General features: G+C 52.3%; 17 protein-coding genes. 6 read left to right on the top strand and 11 right to left on the bottom strand.

The features are described from left to right. Positions 1-25 precede the first annotated feature (25 nt). Positions 26-2,059: an NAD-dependent DNA ligase LigA gene (gene ligA / locus AT687_RS04815; protein ID WP_014310332.1), complete on the bottom strand. Its 2,034-nt coding sequence runs from the start codon at positions 2,057-2,059 to the stop codon at positions 26-28. Between the two features lie 96 nt (positions 2,060-2,155). Here ligA and AT687_RS04810 point away from each other — a divergent pair, with 96 nt between their 5' ends. Then, positions 2,156-2,860 (top strand): 3'-5' exonuclease, encoded by a 705-nt coding sequence (locus tag AT687_RS04810; protein WP_014301770.1) that lies wholly within the window; start codon positions 2,156-2,158, stop codon positions 2,858-2,860. A 43-nt stretch (positions 2,861-2,903) separates the two neighbouring features. Here the strand turns inward: AT687_RS04810 and AT687_RS04805 are convergent, their stop codons facing one another. Together AT687_RS04805 and mnmA are read right to left on the bottom strand one after the other, a co-directional pair. Further along, the gene (locus AT687_RS04805; RefSeq protein ID WP_014310331.1) at positions 2,904-3,971 is read right to left on the bottom strand and encodes a uroporphyrinogen decarboxylase/cobalamine-independent methonine synthase family protein; all 1,068 of its coding nucleotides are present in this window, start codon (positions 3,969-3,971) and stop codon (positions 2,904-2,906) included. 28 nt (positions 3,972-3,999) lie between these two features. Then, positions 4,000-5,100: a tRNA 2-thiouridine(34) synthase MnmA gene (gene mnmA / locus AT687_RS04800; protein ID WP_014310330.1), complete on the bottom strand. Its 1,101-nt coding sequence runs from the start codon at positions 5,098-5,100 to the stop codon at positions 4,000-4,002. A gap of 156 nt (positions 5,101-5,256) precedes the next feature. Here mnmA and AT687_RS04795 point away from each other — a divergent pair, with 156 nt between their 5' ends. After that, positions 5,257-6,105, top strand: coding sequence for a spermidine synthase (locus AT687_RS04795; RefSeq protein WP_014310329.1), 849 nt, complete (start codon positions 5,257-5,259; stop codon positions 6,103-6,105). On the opposite strand, the gene AT687_RS04790 is transcribed toward AT687_RS04795, so the two are convergent. Further along, positions 6,102-7,238, bottom strand: coding sequence for a cysteine desulfurase family protein (locus AT687_RS04790; RefSeq protein ID WP_014310328.1), 1,137 nt, complete (start codon positions 7,236-7,238; stop codon positions 6,102-6,104). The two genes, AT687_RS04795 and AT687_RS04790, sit on opposite strands and share 4 nt — an antisense overlap. Before the next feature lie 52 nt (positions 7,239-7,290). Here AT687_RS04790 and AT687_RS11870 point away from each other — a divergent pair, with 52 nt between their 5' ends. Beyond that, positions 7,291-7,485: a hypothetical protein gene (locus AT687_RS11870; RefSeq protein ID WP_014310327.1), complete on the top strand. Its 195-nt coding sequence runs from the start codon at positions 7,291-7,293 to the stop codon at positions 7,483-7,485. Between the two features lie 212 nt (positions 7,486-7,697). On the opposite strand, the gene AT687_RS04780 is transcribed toward AT687_RS11870, so the two are convergent. From AT687_RS04780 to AT687_RS04760, 5 genes are all read right to left on the bottom strand, one after another. Beyond that, positions 7,698-8,651 carry an electron transfer flavoprotein subunit alpha/FixB family protein gene (locus AT687_RS04780; RefSeq protein WP_014310326.1) on the bottom strand — a complete coding sequence of 318 codons (954 nt, stop codon included), beginning with the start codon at positions 8,649-8,651 and terminating at the stop codon, positions 7,698-7,700. A gap of 17 nt (positions 8,652-8,668) precedes the next feature. Beyond that, on the bottom strand, positions 8,669-9,463 hold the full coding sequence (locus AT687_RS04775; protein WP_021334990.1) for an electron transfer flavoprotein subunit beta/FixA family protein: 795 nt from the start codon (positions 9,461-9,463) through the stop codon (positions 8,669-8,671). Between the two features lie 175 nt (positions 9,464-9,638). After that, positions 9,639-10,823: a THUMP-like domain-containing protein gene (locus AT687_RS04770; protein WP_014318952.1), complete on the bottom strand. Its 1,185-nt coding sequence runs from the start codon at positions 10,821-10,823 to the stop codon at positions 9,639-9,641. A gap of 42 nt (positions 10,824-10,865) precedes the next feature. After that, positions 10,866-11,675: an NUDIX hydrolase gene (locus AT687_RS04765; RefSeq protein ID WP_010934782.1), complete on the bottom strand. Its 810-nt coding sequence runs from the start codon at positions 11,673-11,675 to the stop codon at positions 10,866-10,868. Positions 11,676-11,753: 78 nt separating this feature from the next. Then, positions 11,754-12,602: an ABC transporter ATP-binding protein gene (locus AT687_RS04760; RefSeq protein WP_003851131.1), complete on the bottom strand. Its 849-nt coding sequence runs from the start codon at positions 12,600-12,602 to the stop codon at positions 11,754-11,756. A 115-nt stretch (positions 12,603-12,717) separates the two neighbouring features. Here AT687_RS04760 and AT687_RS04755 point away from each other — a divergent pair, with 115 nt between their 5' ends. Next, positions 12,718-14,754, top strand: a complete 2,037-nt coding sequence (locus tag AT687_RS04755; RefSeq protein WP_014318951.1) for an alpha-1,4-glucan--maltose-1-phosphate maltosyltransferase — start codon at positions 12,718-12,720, stop codon at positions 14,752-14,754. 54 nt (positions 14,755-14,808) lie between these two features. Beyond that, on the top strand, positions 14,809-17,007 hold the full coding sequence (gene glgB / locus AT687_RS04750) for a 1,4-alpha-glucan branching protein GlgB (protein ID WP_014318950.1): 2,199 nt from the start codon (positions 14,809-14,811) through the stop codon (positions 17,005-17,007). A 404-nt stretch (positions 17,008-17,411) separates the two neighbouring features. Here the strand turns inward: glgB and AT687_RS04745 are convergent, their stop codons facing one another. Beyond that, positions 17,412-18,308 carry a tetratricopeptide repeat protein gene (locus tag AT687_RS04745; RefSeq protein WP_010934778.1) on the bottom strand — a complete coding sequence of 299 codons (897 nt, stop codon included), beginning with the start codon at positions 18,306-18,308 and terminating at the stop codon, positions 17,412-17,414. Between the two features lie 152 nt (positions 18,309-18,460). Here AT687_RS04745 and AT687_RS04740 point away from each other — a divergent pair, with 152 nt between their 5' ends. Then, positions 18,461-18,844 carry a TIGR02611 family protein gene (locus AT687_RS04740; RefSeq protein ID WP_021334989.1) on the top strand — a complete coding sequence of 128 codons (384 nt, stop codon included), beginning with the start codon at positions 18,461-18,463 and terminating at the stop codon, positions 18,842-18,844. Between the two features lie 96 nt (positions 18,845-18,940). Here the strand turns inward: AT687_RS04740 and AT687_RS04735 are convergent, their stop codons facing one another. Further along, on the bottom strand, positions 18,941-19,984 hold the full coding sequence (locus AT687_RS04735; protein ID WP_010934776.1) for an ABC transporter substrate-binding protein: 1,044 nt from the start codon (positions 19,982-19,984) through the stop codon (positions 18,941-18,943). Positions 19,985-20,015 lie beyond the last annotated feature (31 nt).

Below are 20,015 nucleotides of genomic sequence, written 5' to 3'. Positions count from 1 at the left end.
TTCGGAGGGCGTACTGTTTTATGTCCTAGACGGTGCCGTTTGCTAACAACTGTTTAAACTCGTCTTCGTTGAGGATGCGCAATCCCAGATCACGGGCTTTCGTTTCCTTGCTACCTGCGTTCTCACCCACTACCACGTAACTGGTCTTCTTGGAAACCGAGCCGCTTGCTTTACCACCACGAGAAACAATTGCCTCTTTAGCGGAATCCCTAGAAAAATCGACCAAAGAACCGGTCACTACAATGGTCAATCCTTCTAGAACTTGGTCAGGGATATCTGCCTCCGAATCCGCCATTGTGACACCAGCATCAGCCCATACTTCTACGATATTTCTGTGCCATGGCACGTCAAACCACTGCGCGAAGCTCTGTGCGATAATCGCACCAACGCCCTCAGTATTAGCAATGTCCTCCACATCAGCAGCCCGTAATGCTTCGAGGCTTCGATAACGTGCCGCAAGAGCTCTGGCTGCGGTTGGTCCAACGTGTCGGATTGACAGTGCAACGAGAACACGCCACAGATCCGTATGCTTTGCAGACTCAAGGTTGGCCAGCAACTTTTCACCAGTTGCGTTAAGCGCACCGGCTTTGGTGGTGTACACCTTGGTGCGTTTAAGATCGTCTTCCGTCAGGTTAAACAGCTGGGCTTCGTCGATAAGCACGCCGGAGGCAATAAGATCCTCAGCTCCTTTTTCTCCGAGGGCTTCGATATCAAATGCGCCTCGTCCAGCTAGATAAGTAAGACGTGAGGACAACTGCGCTGGACATGATTGGGAGTTCGGGCATCGCCAGTCGGCGTCGTCTTCTTTTTGTGGCGCTAGGCGTGTTCCACATGCTGGGCATAGTGTCGGGAAAATAAATTCGCGTTCGCTACCGTCACGTTTTTCAACAACAGGACCGAGAACCTCTGGGATCACTTCGCCGGCTTTGCGGATAACCACGGTATCGCCGATAAGAACGCCTTTTCGTTTTACTTCGGTCTGGTTATGCAACGTAGCCATCTCTACGGTGGATCCAGCAACGAACACTGGGTCCATAACGGCAAAGGGTGTCACCCTGCCGGTACGCCCAACGCCGACCTGGATATCAAGAAGCTTGGTGGTCACTTCTTCTGGAGGATATTTGTAGGCGATTGCCCAGCGAGGCGCGCGGGCAGTGGATCCTAGCGCGCGCTGTTCTGCAAAGGAATCGATCTTGATAACTAACCCGTCCATCTCATGAGTCGCATCGTGGCGATGCTGTGCCCAGTAGGTCACGCGCTCCTGAACTTCTTGAGCCGAGTGGACACGTTTTGTATACGGCGATACTGGCAGACCCCATGCTTCTAGGGCTTTATATGCCTCGAACTGACTATCTGCTTCAAATCCTTCTGAAGCACCGATTCCATGACAAATCATCTTCAACCGGCGTTTACGAACAGCCTCAGTATCTTTTTGTCGCAGCGAGCCAGCAGCAGCATTACGTGGGTTTGCGAACGGCTTTCCGCCTTCTTTTTGGCGTTGTTCATTGACTAAAGCGAAATCTTCTACGGCAATGAATACCTCGCCGCGAATTTCGACAAGTTCTGGCACGGGGTATGCATCAGAATGCTGAAGACGGTGCGGGATGTCCTCAATAACTTTGGCGTTAGCAGTAACATCTTCTCCTACCCGACCATCGCCACGAGTAGCCGCCCGCTCAAGACGCCCAGAACGATAGACCAAATCGATAGACAGACCATCGATTTTAAGCTCAGTAAGATACGTAGCACTGGGGGTTCGCTGCAACCAATCATCAAGCTCGGCAGCGTCAAAAACATTGTCCAGACTGAGCATGCGCTCAAGGTGCTCAACATTGTCGAAAGAACTCTGTTCAACTGGAGCACCGACCCCCAAAGTGGGGCTCTCTGGCACAGCTAATTCTGGATGTTCCTGTTCTAATTGCTGCAGCTGGCGGAAAAGCTGATCAAACTCCGCGTCTGAGATTTCAGGGGTGTGGTTGTAATAGGCATCTCTATGGTGACGAACTTGTTCGGCAAGGTCGTCCCACTGGCGGCGTAGATCAGCAAAATTATCAGTCACGCAGCCCAGTGTAGCGGGGTAGGCAATTGCCGTGTTAACAACGCTTTTCGACGCCCAGTTACCCCCATGTCACGGTTATTCTCTAGGGTAAGCGTTATGAATAACATTGCAGCTCCCGACCAATCTTTTAATCCCGCACATGTCTTGAGTTTCGATTTAGAAACCACCTCTGCCAATCCTTTCGAAGCACGCATTGTCACTTCTGCGTTGGTACGAATTGATAGTTCTGGCGCCCATCCTGTGGAATTGCTAGCTGATCCAGGAGTAGAAATCCCAGAAGCCGCCAGCAAAGTTCATGGAATTAGCACAGAGTATGCCCGTGAACACGGCGAACCACACGAGGCCGTGCTCAAACGCACCGTTGATGAAATCTATGCTGCATGGGAAGAAGGATTCACCCTTGTGGTGTACAACGCACCGTACGATTTGACGGTATTACGCCAGCTCACCGGAGATTTTGTTGTTAAGGGCCCAGTGTACGACCCATATTTGATTGACCGCAGTATGGATCGCTTCCGTAAAGGAAAGCGTACTCTGACCGATTTGTGTTCTGTTTATGGTGTGCGGATGGACAATGCTCATGAGGCAACCTCTGATGCCTTAGCCGCTGCACGTATTGCATGGATGCAGGCGAAGAAACGCTTTAAAGACGATCTAGCGGCCTACTCACATGATGAATTAATGGAGTATCAAGCAGTTCAGTACTACGAGCTGCAAAAAGACATGAAGAAATACCTCGATGGGCTTGGCCGAGATACATCAACTGTCAATTTCGGGTGGCCAATGCAAAATTCGCGCTAACACACGACCATATGGAGCCACCTCGTGTGAAGCGCTGACAGATTTAAAGGTCACCTGCATCTTCACGCAGCATCGTGCGTACCCGCACGATGTGCTGGAGGTGTCGGGCCGCATCGAGGATCGTAGATGGCAGCGTGAAAAGCTGTTGTGTTACAGAACTTGTCTCCAAAACAGAACGGTCAAGCCCCATTTCGTCGATAAGTTTGGCCAGTTGAATAGCAGCGTGGCGCTCTGGGTCCTCAACAAGCTCTCCTACCGGTGTTGGTGTAGACAAACCCGGAGCCGGCAATGCCCATATAGCGCCAACGCCACTCGAGAGCGCATTACCGCAGGCATCGAGAGTCTTCGTGCCACAAAGATCATGAGGATTTATCACCATCGATGTGGCTCCTGACTGTCGCATCAGCTCGATAGCGGCGGCCGTAGATTCAGATTGCGGCACCGCTGCCGCCGAGATTGCGCTAAGCACAACCGCGCTGTGTTCATGCGACTGCACCGAACTCACAAGCGGAGCTAGTACTTCAACTAGATCTTTTACATGGACGGCGCGAATAACATCAAAATCCGTAGTACCTGGCACAGTACCGTGCATCAAGGCAACCGCATCGGGCTCATGAAGCTGCACTACCACCTGTGCCCCGAAACGACGCCTCAGGTCCCCGCAGTGCTCATGGATAGCCTCAGCCATGATGGCTGCGATGTCACGCACAGCCCCTCGATCGGTGACGGCACGGTGCCCATTCGCTAGCTCAATCCGAGTAGCTAGCGACCACGGTCCCATAAGCCTAGTTTTTATTAGTGAAGCATTCCCCCATTGCTGCTCAAGATCATCAAGATCGCGTTCAATCCCATCCCACAATCTACGAGTAGCAATTTGAGGACGAACACTAAGCCGCCACGACCGCGGACCTTTTTCCACAGGAAGTTCTGGCAACAGCGCACAGGTTCGCCCAACTAATTGATCTGTCACACCACGCTGCACCAGCTCAGGCAGAGCCATACAGTCACCAGTCTCCCCCACGATCACATCAGCAGCTTGGTAAAGATCAAGCCCTGGCATTGGACCCAACGCGCACGCGACCGATTCCAAGAAACCTACAGACTCCGCCATGGAGTGACCCAACCTCTTTCCCACTTCGCTACTGGTGTTCAGTGGCACAAATCGTGCCAGATCCTAGGACAATATCGCCATCGTCATCAGGAAGATAGATCACGGCGGCTTGGCCTCGAGCAACACCAGACAACGGGGTATGCAATTCCACTCGCATGGTGTCGTCACTCTCGTTGACCATCACGCTACAAGCAACCACACTGCCATGGGCACGAACTTGGACTTCAGCCTCAAAGCTACCTGTCATAGCTGGGTGCAAGTACTTCAGCCGATCAGCAGTCAACGCAATCACCTTCAAGTTCTCACGCGATCCAACGGTAACCGTTCCCGTTGCAGCGTCAATGTCCGTAACGTAACGAGGCTTACCATCAGCCGCAGGCTGCTTAATGTCAAGCCCTTTACGTTGACCGATGGTGTAATTCCAGGCCCCATCGTGTTCTTTTAGCTCATTGCCATCAGAATCCACAATCATTCCAGGACGTAGCCCAATATGGCGTCCCAAAAATGCCTGGGTGTTGCCATCTGGAATAAAGCAGATGTCATAAGAATCCGGCTTCTTAGCCACCGAAAATCCCATGGCAGCAGCTTCTTCCCTGATCTTTGGCTTCACGGTGTCGCCTACAGGGAACATGCAATGCGCAATCTCATGAGCTCCGAGGACTCCCAGCACATAGGACTGGTCTTTGTCCGGATCAATCGAACGCCTCAGATAGCCATCGCCGCCATCAACCGGCTGAGTCAAACGTGCATAATGACCGGTCACCACCGCATCAAAACCCAAGGCAATGCCTCGCTCTAGGAGGGCAGCAAATTTGATCTTCTCATTGCACCGCAAGCAGGGATTCGGAGTTTCTCCCGCCTCATACGAAGAGATGAAATCATCAATCACATCTTCTTTGAAACGATCAGAAAAATCCCAGACATAAAATGGGATACCAAGCTTGTCGCATACTCGGCGCGCATCAGCAGAGTCCTCCAACGAGCAACATCCTCGTGAAGATTCCCTCACCGTTTGCGGATCTTGAGATAAGGCAAGGTGTACACCCACCACATCGTGTCCGGCTGCGACTGCACGGGCGGCCGCCACCGCGGAATCAACGCCACCGCTCATTGCTGCTAGAACTCGCATGGGTTTCTCTTACTCCTACTTTGTCGGTGCTTGGTATCCAACTAAAACCACCACGGTAGCCTAGTCTTTTTCTCACCGTGGTAACAATTTGCTGTCATGTGCACAGTTACCCCAAAATCCCGTGTTCTAATACTAACCGCGTAGCATCGAGTGATTATGGGAAGAAAAAGCAAGAATAGTTCTCAGTCGCATGCGCACGGCCCAGTTCCTGGGGTGTATCCGACAACGACAGGTGAAGTAGAGCTTCGTGCCGATTCTTTTTTGCCCCATGCGTTCGAGGTTTACGTTAATGGTGTCCCATCCAGCCATATCGCCCAAGATCCTGAGCAATTGGAATATGAATATATGCGTTGGATCGCGGCTATCGTCGATTGGTTTGTTACTACCCATAGCGATCCGAAAAAACTACGCGTAACGCACCTAGGTGGCGGTGCCTGCACACTCGCCCGCTACGTATGCCACCGCTACCCCAATGCGCGTAACACGGTGGTGGAACTCGATGCGACCTTAGCCACGCTGGTGCGGGAGTGGTTTGATTTGCCTCGATCTCCTCAGCTCAAGATCCGTGTTGGCGATGCTTGGGAAGTAGCCCAAACATTTGTGCCCAGCTCCCGCGATGTCATCATTCGCGATGTTTTTGCAGGTAATCAAACTCCCCGTCGACTCACCACAGTCGAATTTTTTCAGCAATGCCACCAAGCGCTTTCTCCTGGGGGACTTTATGTTGCAAACTGCGGCGACCATCGCGACCTCAACGTTGCAAAAGCGGAAGTACAAGGTTTGCGTGAAGTTTTCGATCACGTTGCCTGCATCGCCGACCCTACCATGTTGAAGGGACGACGCTACGGCAACATCATTTTGATTGCCACGGACACCCAACTCCCCACTGACCAAGAACAACAAGCATTAACACGCCTACTTCTCGGCGGCGGAGTACCCGCCCAATTTAAGGGCGACAACTGGACAAAGAATTTCAGTTCCTCATCCACCGCACGACACGATTAAGCCATTCCTGCAAGACGAGCACGCGCAACCACATCAGGAAGCTGAGCAATAAGCGTATCGACGTCCTCCTCGGTCGTGGTGGCACCAAGTGTAAAACGTACCGCGCTTCGAGCAGTAGATTCTGAAACGCCCATTGCAAGAAGCACATGGCTTGCCCTGTTTACTCCGTTGGAGCATGCAGAGCCCGTTGAAGCCTCAAGCCCCAACGAATCCAACAACATGATGAGGCTGTCGCCTTCCGCGCCGGGGAATGACAGGTGAAGGTGGCCTGGCAAGCTATGGCGCGGGGTGTGGACAACGGTGTTGTCGATTGTAGCGACGACGTGATCTCGCAACTTATTAACCAGATAACGCAACCGCGTAGTTTCTTCGTCGACCTCGTTTACCGCTTCTGCCAGTGCGGCCGCGGTTGCCGCCGCCCCAGCTACGTCGACAGTTCCCGAACGAATACTGCGTTCTTGCCCGCCGCCAAACATGACAGGTTGTGGCGCTGGCGAACGCCGTGCGAGTAGTAGGCCAACTCCACGTGGCCCTCCGAATTTGTGAGCACTGGCCGCAAGAGTCGTAGCTCCCAATACATCGAAATTAATGTGCTGGTGTCCTACCACTTGCACTGCATCAACGTGGACAGGAGTGTCTACTTCTTTAGCGGCTGCGATGACCTTTTCAATAGGTTGAATCGCACCAGTTTCATTATTTGCCCACATGACCGCTGCAACAGCGGCTGGCGTGCTTAACGCATCAACATTTGCAATCGCTCCATGAGAGTCGACGGGAAGGAAATCTAAGTTGGCACCATGCGCTTCCAATGCTTTGACTGTTTCTAACACGCCTGGATGTTCAATTGTTGTGGTCACAATCCGGTTGGGAGCTTGTCCCTGACGGGCCTTCCACAAGCCATGGACCCCAATATTGTCAGATTCGGTGCCCGAGGCTGTGAAAATTACTTCAATAGGCTCACAGCCCAACAACTGAGAGATCTGTTCACGTGCCGTATCAAGCACGCTGCGAGCAGCACGGCCAGAAGCATATTGGCTAGCAGGATTAGCCATGCCTGCGTACTCGAGCCATGCAGCACGAGCTGTCTCACGGATTGGAGTTGTTGCGGCATGATCAAAGTAGCGAGTCTGCATGTTGAGGTAGTTTACTACCGTCTCGTGCTCACTCTACGTCCACGCCGCGATAATGGCTGTTCGTTTATGTGCGGCTGAGTTAACGAAGTTGGATTATTTCGGCGCACTAATTCTGAAAAAATTTGCAGACTTACTAAAAGTGCAACGATGGCGCATGCAGCACTGGGGCGTTGCCATGGGCTCAACCACGCGAAAAATGAACACTACGACGAGCCACCAGATCCACGACTTGGTGACCAACGCATAAAACAGCACCATGAATGTGACAAGACCTGTGATCACCATAGTGGATACGAAACATCCACGTGATCTAATCAATCATCATGACGCCCTTCCTTCATCGTGCTTGATATGTGCTACCTCTATCAATGCGCATAGAAAGCCGCTATGAAGTGCTAAAACACCGAACGCGAGCTATTTTCTAGTCAAAATAACCCGCGTTTGGATATACCACTACTTTTAAGAGCGTTGAGCAATTTCTTTGACGAGCAACGGTGCGATCTCATGGATATCACCGACGACTCCAAGATCTGCAATCTGGAAGAATGGCGCATCTGCATCATTGTTGATAACGACGATTTTCTTCGACGTCTGCATGCCTGATGTGTGCTGGATAGCTCCGGAAATACCCAAACCGATGTACAGATCCGGAGAAACAGTCACTCCCGTTTGTCCCACCTGATATTGCGCTGGATAGTAACCCAGATCTACTGCATCGCGGGTGGCTCCAACTGCACCGTTGAGGGCATCAGCCAGTGGCTCGACAATAGTGGTGAAGTTTTCTGCGGATTCCACGCCTCGACCACCAGCGATCACGACCTTAGCGGTACTTAGATCAGGTCGATCCCCCTGAGCCGCGGGGGTAAAGGAACTAACCTTGACGTCTTTGACGCCGGTTGCAGGAATATCCATCACAGACACTGCTGGCTGCGATGGCGCTGGAACAGCTTCCACAGCACCTGGACGCAAAGTATAGATCGGGCTCGCACCACCCACAGCTGCGGAAACATCGACGGTATCACCGAAAATCGACATCACAGCTGTGCGATCTGCGTTCACGCCTACAACGTTGCACAGCACTCCGGAAGCTAAACGGGCTGCCAGACGGCCCGCGATTTCATTGCCATGAGCTCCGGAGTCCAGCAGAATTGGACCCGGTTGGGCTGCTGCCAGCATAGACAACGCATCAGCCTGTGGAATAACAACTCGACTGTCCGCATCTGCGACCTGTGCGGCCACAATGGCTGTTGCACCGTATTCAGCAATTTGGCTGACTAGTGCTTCATGGCTGCCTGGTGTGCCAACTACAACTGCAGTTACATCACCTAGCGGACGGGCGGCAGTAATAAGCTCTCCGGTTGCGGGAAGAACCTGACCATTTGCGTGTTCTACGAGGACATAAACAGTAGACATATCTGTTCTCCTAAACCTTAAATAAGCTTTTCCGCAGCCAAGAAGTCTGCAATCTTTGCCGCTGCTTCAGCAGAGGATGTGTTAATAACTTCACCGGCGACACGGGCTGGTCGTTCCGTTGCAGCCGTGACTACAGTTGCTGCGTGCGCCAAACCAACTTGTTCAGGTGCTACGCCAATGGATGACAACGCCATGCGGGTAATCTCCGCCTTTTTCGCCGCCATAATGCCTTTGAAATTAGGGAACCGTGGTTTATCTGCTTTTTCGGTTACAGAAATAATCGCAGGCAGTGGTGCCTCAACCGCAAAATCACCATCATGAGTTTCTCGAATGCCTTTGACTACACCATCGACTATAGCCACGGAACGTAGGTGTGTTAATGCAGGCTGTTGGCGATATTCGCTCAAAATTCCAGGTACAACGCCCATTGAGCCATCAGAAGATGCAGAGCCCGTAACAACCATTGCAACGTCAGGGATTTGATTAATCGCGTTATGCAATGCCCAAGCAGTACCCAGAACATCAGAACCTGCGAGGCTGTCGTCGGAAAGCAACACCGCACGATCTGCACCCATCGCCAATGCCTTGCGTAAAGCTTCTTCGGCATTTGTTGGCCCTAAAGACAACGCCACGACTTCGTATCCAGCATCTGGGTTGTCGTCGCGAAGCCGCAATGCCTGCTCCACTGCGTACTCGTTAATCTCATCGATGACTGAATCCACGTTCGTGCGATCCAACGTGTAATCAGCCTCGAGCTTTTTCACCGACCACGTGTCGGGAACATTTTTGACCAGAGCCACAATAGCGGGCATTGGTGCCATTCCTTCCTCATTGTGCGCACAAGCACCGACGCAGTGCTCGTCCGCATAGATGAATATCTATTTGTTTTTTATAGTGCGCTTGGACCCTTGTGGGCCACGCGCCCGACTAGTCTAATGCAGCGCACAAACTTGTGCTTATCGTGAGCATGCATCTGGCATTTTCTTCCTATATCTGTGAATGTTCGCGCGCATGGCAGATCAAAGCTACACCTTTTCGACCAATGCGGGTACATATCACTGCCATAGGAGTATTGCCCTTGAGCTTGAGTTTCTTTCGCAATTGATCCGGATCCACATCCACGCCTCGTACTAGGATTTCTAGGCTTCCGGCATCGTGAGCAACCAAAGCCGATTTCAGCTGTTTAAGCCCCACCATCTCAATGAATCTAAAGCCGCTTCTCCCCTGCGGAATGAGATCACCAGTGAGATAAGCAATGTGCTCATCAAGCATCCATAATTGTTCACGCGCAGCATAGTGTTGGACCAGTCCCGCACGTACAACTGCACCATCGGGGTCGATGATAAAAGTCCCTGGATCCCCAGCGGGTACTTCACCACCGTGGCGGTCGTTGAGGACGTCGACACTTTGATCTGGTCCAATCATGATGGCTTCCCGAGTCAATCCTTCCGATAACTCTGGTGTGTAGAGGCACGCTTCTTTTACGCCACCAGCAACGCTTACAACGCTGACCAGCCCGTCCCATTCTTGAAAATCCAAGCCCGGCGCGCATTTGATTGCCATCGGTGCGGCTGTGGTTGTAGTTATGCGCCAATGGTCAACCAATTGTGGCAGCGGTGGAATGAGTTGGTCGGGCTTGGTGATTCTGCGTCCTCCTGCACGCCGAGCGGGGTCTGCGATGATGACGTCGCTGCTTGTCGACGCTCGTTTTAGTGCGTCTGCTTGAAAAAATAGACCATTAGGCACATTTTGTCGTGCCATAAGGAGGCGTGACATATCGAGGTCGCTGCCGTGGTACGCCATACCGAGATCAGTAATTGCTGCTCCCTCTGTACCGATGGAGCATGTTACGTCGTGGACTATTGCTTCGGATCCACAGACACGGTGGATGCGGTGCGCTCGTTGCTGAGCCACAGCTAGTGGCGTTGCTTGTTGTGCGGAATCGTGGCACATCAGCCAGTCGTGCGGGAGTTTTCCCTGCGCTGATGTTCGAGAGGCGCATAGTTCCATTGCTGCTCGACCATTGGCGCCGAAATGTTTGTGAAACGTTGCGGCGTCTTTTACTGCTGTCGCTTTGGTCATCTCATGGTCGCGAGTGATCGCGCCTGCTACAGCTGTTATTTCTGCATCAAGGTCGAGGAGGAAATGCACCTCGTCGGTGGTGTAACTCACTGGTTGGTGTTCTCGTTTTCAGTGTTTTTTAAAAGTGTTGTTTTAGAAGCGTTCGGGAGGGGTAAAACTATAGAATTCTTCAAAGCGCGGATCGTCTACGGGATCGCCAATGATGGGTGTCATGTCTGCGCGGCGAAGAAATTCTAGTACGTCGCGCACACAATCGAATCGACTGAGGATCAGTAGTTGTGCCCATGTTGGGATTACGAGTCGTATGAGTCCTGCCCGCCATCCGTCGAGGATGAGTGATGGGGAAAACCAACCGGTTGATGCTGCTTCGCGGGTATTTCCGTCGGGTTCTTGTCCAGGGGGTTGTACTGCGACGAAAGCAAACATATCGAATCGTTTTTCGTCTGTTTCGGGGCTTACCCATCGGGTGGAGGGGCGTAGCCATTCAGAGCGTAACGTGAGATCATGTCGTGCCAAGACTTGAGAAAGCGATAGTCTGTGACTTTCCAACGCCAACCGTTGAGGGTGGTATTGCGTGGCATCAGGGATGGGAGTGCCGTCTGAGTGTGTGGCTAGCAGGGTGCCGGTTTCTTCAAAGAGTTCGCGTGCTGCTGCGAATAATAGTGCGCGTGCTCGGTTACGGTTTGTGCCGAGTGAGCGAGCCCAGTGCATGAGGCTTGGCCCACCAAAGGTTTCGTGTTCTGATTCGACACCATCGAGTTCGAAGTCACGGGGATCTACTCCGCCGCCTGGGAATACGGTGGCATTGGGAAACGTCGGCATCGATGAGACTCGTTCTTGAACATAGACTTCGAGTCCAGTGGGGGAATCTCGGATCATGAGCACGGTAACGGCTAGTTTTGCACCGTCGAGCCCTTCAGTGAGGTCCACTGGTGTACTCATGGGAGTTGCTCACCTCGATTCCCAAGTCCGGCGTAGTCGCAAGATATTCTACAGCGTGTTTGATTTGTCGACAGTCCGCTAGCGACGGTGACTACGGGCAGTGCGCTGACGGCGCGCGAAATAACGGCCGTCGATCTTGTCTACTTTGATGGGCTGATGGAATGCCTTGGTGAGGTTTGCACTGGTAAGGACTTCGTCGATAAGCCCTTGGGAGACTACTTCGCCTTCGTCTAGGAGTAGTGCGTGAGTAAAACCTGCGGGAATCTCCTCTACATGGTGCGTAATCATGACCATCGCCGGTGCGTCGGGATCCATTGCTAGTTGAGCAAGGTATCCCACGAGGTCCTCTCTGCCACCTAGGTCCATGCCTGCGGTGGGTTCGTCGAGAAGCAAGAGCTCGGGATTGGTCATAAGAGCGCGGGCAACTAGGACTCGTTTTCGCTCACCTTCGCTTAAAGTCCCCCATGTTTGATCTGCTAGGTGGTACGCACCGACTTGTTCTAGGATCTCAATGGCGCGATCGTGATCCCATTTGTCGTATTCTTCGCGCCACCGCCCCAAGATGGCGTACCCTGCCGAGATCACGAGATCAAGGACTTTTTCGTTGGTAGGAATTCGGTTTCCTAACGCTGACGAAGAAACACCGATCATCGCTCGCAAATCGCGCATATCTGTTTTACCGATGCGCTCCCCCATGATCCACAATGCACCTTTTGAGGGGAATTCTTCGGCAGCCGCCATCCGAATGAGTGTGGTCTTGCCCGCACCATTTGGTCCGAGGATCACCCACCGCTCATCCAATTCGACTTGCCAGGTGATAGGCCCTACCAGCGTTTTTCCACCCCGAGTGAACTCAACCTCTTCAAAATCGAGAAGGAGATCGGGGTTACGCGGATCATTCTTCGGGTTCGTCATAGGTTCCATCATGACGGATTTCTCACTGTGCATGTGGAATAGACACAGCTTGACTACTCTAAGAGACAAGGCTCGGGAAGGATTTTCCCGACAGTGAACAGTCCCCTACGCATAGAGGAATCGGCATATGAGTTCGAAGTCCACACGACTTGCTATTGAAGATGTTCGCCCCAAGGTTTCGTGCGGGCGACGACCGTCGAAAGCCGTGGTCGGGGAAATGATTCCCGTCAGCGCTTTGGTGTGGCGCGAAGGCCACGATGCCATTGCCGCCACTCTCGTGGTAACTGATCCGACAGGTCAAAGTTCCTCCATTGCCATGGCGACCAAGAAGTTCGATCCCGACCGTATGTGGGCAAGTTTCGTTCCTGATCGCCCCGGTACGTGGACTTTTAGAGTCGATGCTTGGTCTGACGCCGTAGCCACGTGGCGCCATGCAGTGACCACAAAAATTGAGGCAGGTCAAAGCCCCGAGGAACTTTACAACGACATTGAGCATGGGGCTGCCCTATTTGAATCAGCCATCGCTAGTGCACCTAAGGCCGAAAGAAAGACTCTAGCGCCAGCGTTTACTCGGGTCATCAACGCACTGCGCAGCGACGCTCCCCTGCGCACCCGAGTCGCTCCTGCACTCAGCGCAGAAATCACGTATCTGCTGGCTGAGCATCCTGTGCGCGAACTGCTCACCCGCGGGCACACCTACTCAATTTCCGTTGAACGTACTAAGGCCCTGTATAGCTCATGGTACGAACTATTCCCGCGCTCAACTGGCGGCTGGGACGATAACGGTCAGCCTGTTCACGGCACATTCGTTACCACAGCTCAGGCTTTGGATCGAGTGGCTGCCATGGGTTTTGATACTGTCTATTTCCCACCAATCCACCCCATCGGTGAGATTAACCGCAAAGGCAAAAACAACACACTCATTGCCCTACCTGGCGACGTAGGGTCACCATGGGCAATCGGCTCTGCTGAAGGTGGCCACGATTCAGTGCACCCCCGTCTAGGAACTATCGACGACTTCCGCGCGCTCATCGCCCGTGCACGCGAGCTGAACCTTGAAGTCGCACTTGATTTAGCGTTGCAAGCTGCACCTGACCATCCATGGGCGAAATCTCACCCAGAGTTTTTCACCGTACTTGCTGACGGATCTATTGCTTTCGCAGAAAATCCACCCAAGAAATATCAAGATATCTACCCATTGAATTTTGATAACGCACAAAAGAAGATCTATGCCGAAATTCTGCGCGTCGTCCTTTTCTGGGTTCAGCAAGGTGTGACCACCTTCCGCGTAGATAACCCTCACACCAAACCAGCAAACTTCTGGGAATGGCTTATCGCCAAGGTTCATGCCAAGCACCCCGAAGTCATCTTCCTGGCGGAAGCTTTTACCCGCCCGGCGCGACTCTATGGCCTAGGCAAAGTGGGCTTTAGCCAGTCCTACACCTACTTCACGTGGAAGACTTCGAAGACTCAGCTGCAGCAATTCGCCGAAGAAATCGCTGAGATGGCTGATGTTAGCCGCCCCAACCTGTTTGTTAACACCCCCGATATTTTGCACGAGTCACTGCAGTATGGCGGTCGCGCCATGTTTGCTATTCGGGCAACGCTTGCAGCAACCATGTCGCCGGTATGGGGTGTGTACTCCGGATTCGAGCTCTTCGAGCATGAAGCAGTAGCCCACGGTAGTGAAGAGTATGCAAACTCCGAAAAATACGAACTACGGCCTCGCAACTTTGACACTGCCCGCGCAGCGGGTAATTCTCTCGAACCGTATCTCACTTTGCTCAATTCGATTCGTGCACAGCACCCTGCTCTCCAGCAGCTACGTGTGATCGATTTCCACCCAACCGATAACGACTCCATTCTTGCCTACAGCAAGGTTGATCCGGTCACCGGCGACACCATCGTGGTAGTAGTCAACCTAGATCCTGACCATGCTCAACAGGCAACACTTGAACTCGATATGGAAGCCCTTGGGCGCGACACCACAGAATCCTTCGATGTCACCGATCTGGTGTCCGGACAGCAATTCCACTGGGGACAACGTAATTTCATCCGCCTCGATCCGTGTGCCAACGTAGCTCATATCGTTGCTATTCCACCTGCACCGAATAGCCGCAAAGCGCAACTATCGTGGCGCGGAGAATCCGATTATCGGAACTAATAACAGTCAACATCCGCCTCATATCGACTTAACGTAAAGAAAGTACTTACTCTCATGGTTTCTCCTACTCAGATCACACCAGTCCATCCTGATGTCCTCCACGCCCTCAAAATCTGCCAGTACCACGATCCGCACGGAGTATATGGCTGGCACGAGGTAGATGCTGAACGCGCAGTTATCCGTACCCGCCACATCGGAGCAGAACGCGTGGAAGCATTACTCAGCGACTCCACTGTGGTAGAGCTCGCCGCCGTAGGTGACGACATCTTTGAAGCAATCGTTGACCACGATGCTTCCTGCGATTATCGCCTACGAATTCACTGGCAAGGTGGACAAGTAACCGAGCAAGCCGATGCATACCATTTCCTGCCAACGCTAGGTGATCTTGACCTCCACCTCATCAACGAAGGCCGTCATGAGCGACTTTGGGAAGTACTCGGCGCAAACCCGACCACTATCACCACGGCCATGGGTGACGTTGAAGGTACTGCCTTTGCAGTCTGGGCACCTAACGCAAGCGGAGTTGCTGTCATCGGCGACTTCTGCGGATGGAACCCCAGCCAATACCCTATGCGGAGCCTCGGCTCGACCGGAATCTGGGAGCTGTTCATCCCTAACATTGGCGTGGGAACAGTCTACAAATTTGCGATCCACACCCACGAAGGTCATCGTCTCGACAAGGCAGACCCCATGGCAAAGCGTGCCGAGGTAGCACCGGCAACCGGCTCTATCATCGCTTCCTCCTCCTACACGTGGAATGACGATACATGGATGACCAATCGTGCGCACACCGACCACGACAACACTGCGATGAGCGTCTACGAGGTCCATCTTGGTTCATGGAGCCAAGGCCAAAACTACGAGGAACTAGCCACCAACCTTGTCGACTATGTCAAGGAAATGGGCTATACCCACGTGGAGTTCCTCCCTGTAGCAGAGCACCCCTTTGGTGGTTCATGGGGCTACCAAGTTTCTGGTTACTACGCTCCTACCTCACGCTGGGGTACCCCAGATCAGCTTCGCTTGCTTATCGACGCCTTCCACCAAGCAGGCATCGGCGTAATCGTCGACTGGGTACCAGCACACTTCCCCAAAGATGCCTTTGCACTCGGCCGCTTCGATGGTCAAGCTCTTTACGAACACCCTGACTGGCGCCGCGGTGAACAAAAAGACTGGGGCACCTACGTTTTCGATTTCGGCCGCAACGAAGTCCGCAACTTCCTCGTCGCCAACGCTTTGTACTGGCTCGAAGAGTTCCATGTCGATGGACTCCGTGTCGATGCTGTGGCCTCCATGCTGTATTTGGACTACTCACGCGAACCCGGTGAGTGGCTTCCTAACATCTACGGTGGCCGTGAAAACCTCGAAGCTGTTCAGTTCCTCCAAGAAATGAACGCCACCGTGCACAAGAGCCACCCAGGCGTGATGACCATTGCTGAAGAATCCACCTCATGGCCAGGAGTTACCTCTCCAACGTGGGAAGGCGGCCTCGGTTTCAGCATGAAATGGAACATGGGCTGGATGAATGACACACTCGAATACTTCTCACACGAGCCTATTCATCGCATGTACCACCACAACGACATCACATTCTCCATGGCGTACGCATACTCTGAGAAATTCGTGCTCCCCTTCAGCCACGACGAAGTAGTTCACGGCAAAGGCTCGCTGTGGACTCGAATGCCAGGCGACGCATGGAACAAAGCAGCGGGTCTACGCACCTTGTATGCCTACATGTACGCTCACCCAGGCAAGAATCTGCTGTTCCAGGGACAAGAATTCGGCCAAGTGAAAGAATGGTCCGAAGAACGAAGCCTTGACTGGGGTGACATGGACGGTTGGGAAGGCGAATACCACCGCGGTATCCGCACCCTAGTGCAAGACCTCAACGCACTGTACAAAGACTCCCCTGCGCTCTACAGCCAAGACAACAACCCAGCAGGATTTAGCTGGACAAAGTCTGACGACGCAGCAAACAACATCTTGTCTTTCGTGCGCTACGGTGCTGATGGATCCAAGATCCTAGCTGTATTCAACTTTGGTGGAGCAGATCACCCAAGCTACAAATTAGGTGTGCCTGAAGGCGGAAACTGGAAGTGCATCCTCAACACTGATGCAGGCATCTACGAAGGAGAAGACAACTACCTCGACAGCGACGTCATGGCGTGGGACACCGACTGGGATGGCTATCAGCATTCCCTCACAGTGCATATACCTGCAATGAGCGGCCAGCTCTATCGTTGGGAAGCATAATCACGCTGTTGTAAGAAGGTACGTTGCCGACCAGCATCAAACTGGCCGGCAACGTACCGTTCTCGCTTTTACTAGTTACTACCCGCGCTTTTCTTAAAAAGTTTTTCGGAACCTACAAAACTCTGGCTCACTTCTGATTGCGCGGCATAAACGGGGGTATTTCGAAGCATTTTTCTCAGAACTTCACACCAAATCGCTTCCAAACCGGCCGTTTGAGTAGATTTGGTGTGAAGTGCCTTCTTTTTCGGGGGTGAGCGGGGGTGGCGCGCGCACCAACGCCCACCAACGCCAGCCAATCCCAGCCAAGCCATGGTTATGGAAAACGTCCCACTCCGCGTAGTGCCACGCCCGAACCCCCGGCGAACTAATCAATGCACTCTAAAACCGGAAGAGCCCATTAACGATCAAAACAATTTGCTTGCCATTTTTGATCGGGCAGCCTGCACACGAGAATCACTAGGCTCAAACACCGAATACAATTCCAGCAACCGCGTCCTAACTTTCTCGTTAGGCAACAGTTCGATGAGACGATCAAACGCTTCCTCTACTTTTCCAGTCGTGATCTCTGCATCAGCAGCAGCGAATGCTTTATCCACGTCCTGTAGATCAGCATCTGCAACAGCAATAGGATCGACGCTCCGGTCAGCATCCTTCAGACGCGACAACAATCTGGCGTTGTCTCGCGCTTGCAAGGCCATCTGATTCTTTGGTTCATGGCGCAAAATTTCCTCATAAACCGCAATGGCCGCATCAAAATCGCCAGCATTCAATGCCTCAGTAGCAGGTTCAAAGCGAGGATCCTCTGCTGGCTCTGCTTCTGCATCATCACCTGTGATGCCCGGTAGTTTCCCTTCGACGGCTTTAACTACGGCAGCTGTCCATTGCTGCAACGCTTCCATTGGCTGACCGCCCTCAAAATTAGCCAAAGGCTGACCTTGAGCCAACGCCACGACCGTCGGCAAGCCCTGAATGCCAAACATTTGGGCAACCTGCGGAGTAGCGTCCGCATCAATATAGGCGAAAATGAAACTCAAGCTTGCGCCGCTGGCAATCTGGCTAAGATCCGCTCGTAACTGTTCCGAGTCGGGGCTTCGTGGAGTACCAATCAACACCACAACGGGAACCTGCATGGAACGCTTAATAAGCTGCTCTTCCACGTTATCCATAGTGATGGTTACTGTGGGCTCCACCTCAGTCACAGACGACTGACCCGCTCGCTGTGCTTGAGAACGCGCCTCCGCACGAGCTTTTACCTCTCCTAGATCAATCGCACCTGCAACAAAACGATTGGGCGTTGTCATGATATTTTTCACTCCTCAGCAAAGTATTTACCTGTGCCAGCCTACGTTCTTCCACCAATTTTTGCGTGGTCGATCGTTTTATATGAAGTAAATCGAAGTATCACTTAAAATAACACTCAGTTTTATAATTTCTGAGCGTGCAGTGAGGGGCGATGGAAGAAAAGGTCCACAACCTAATGAACAAGATGCAGGATCGGCACCTGCACATGAAGGCTGCGTGGTATGGACCTGTCCTTTCTCCTCTTCTCCTAGTGGCAGGTGTGTGCCTGCTAGTCTTTGGCATCATCATCTTGCCTACCCCAGCCCCTGGTTGGCTCTGTATTTTTATCGCGCTAGGAATACTTTCTCTGGTGCATCCACCTACCCACAGGCTTACAATCTGGCTAGCATCCAAGCTGGATATCTTCTTTGCTTGGTACGGTCAGCGCCATCCAGCAGTGCGAACCAGCCTCGTTGGATTATTGATCCTCTTTATGGTGTTGGTAATGGGCGGAACCTACCTATTCATTGCACCCGCCCACTGGCCAAGTATTTAGCCTCAATAAGGCAAAGAAAATGATCCGCTCCTAGTGAACTTGCATCGCAATGATTGTTAGCTCACTAGAAGCGGATCAGAATTTTTCGGAAGGATTTTATTTCTTCAGTAAGTAGTCGTGAAGGTCCGAGACAATCTCCATAGCGCCTGTTGGCCCTAGACCAAGGAACCACACATCGTCATTAACGCGGTGGGCCTTACCCGCAGCCACTGCTTCAAGGTTTTTCCATGCCGGCCCCTCAACTACAGCGGTTTCCCCTGTAGCATCTGGCTTTCCGTAGGAAGTATAGAAGATGACCGATCCTGCAGCTTGATCGATGTTTTCTGGAGAAATTTCAACAGCAAGATCATCAACGTTTTGTTTTTCTGGGCGAGCAAGCCCAGCATCGGCAAGAACAACACCGATCAACGACTTGTTTCCATACAGCCTCAGCTTGTTAGGCATAAACCTAACGAGAGAAACCTCAGTATTTTGAGGAACGTTATTCTTTAACTCAGCAACGCGGTCAGCATACTCATTCAGTTTTTCTTCCGCTTCTTTTTCCATACCAAGTGCCTCGCCAACGAGGAGGAAGTTTTCCTTCCATGGAGAACCTGGTCGGATGGAAAAAACCGTAGGCGCAATGTCAGAAAGCTGCGGATACAGTTTGTCGGCACGCAATTGCGAACCAATAATCAGGTCGGGCTTCAAAGCAGCAATTGCCTCGATATTAAGCTCGTTGATAGTGCCAACTCGCTCCACGTCTTTTACCTTATCGGCGAGATAGCTCGGCACTGGATTAGCACCCTTGGTAGTGGTCATTCCTACTGGGGTGATCCCAAGAGACAAGACGCTATCTAATTCACCGGTATCAAGGACAACAACACGCTCGGGCTTTGTTGTGATCTCCGTTGTTCCAGCAGCATGAACGACGGTACGTGGGAATTGACCAGGTTGTGCATCACTACCAAGCTTGGCAGTTTCTTGATCAGCGGTGCTAAAACGCTGGCCACCCACGGCAACATCAGTGTTACCTTGAGCGTTAGTCGAGGAATTGTCAGAAGAAGAACACGCTGCGAGGGACAGCATCATTACAGTGGCTGTGGCGAGGGCAAGGAAAGGACGCATTGCTTTCGCACGAGATCGGGATATTTCGAACATGTTGGACAGGTTACCCTAATTTCAAATTAAT

The sequence above is a fragment of the Corynebacterium diphtheriae genome, from assembly GCF_001457455.1.
Taxonomy (GTDB): Bacteria; Actinomycetota; Actinomycetes; order Mycobacteriales; family Mycobacteriaceae; genus Corynebacterium; species Corynebacterium diphtheriae.
This window is presented reverse-complemented; position numbering and strand designations above follow the sequence as displayed.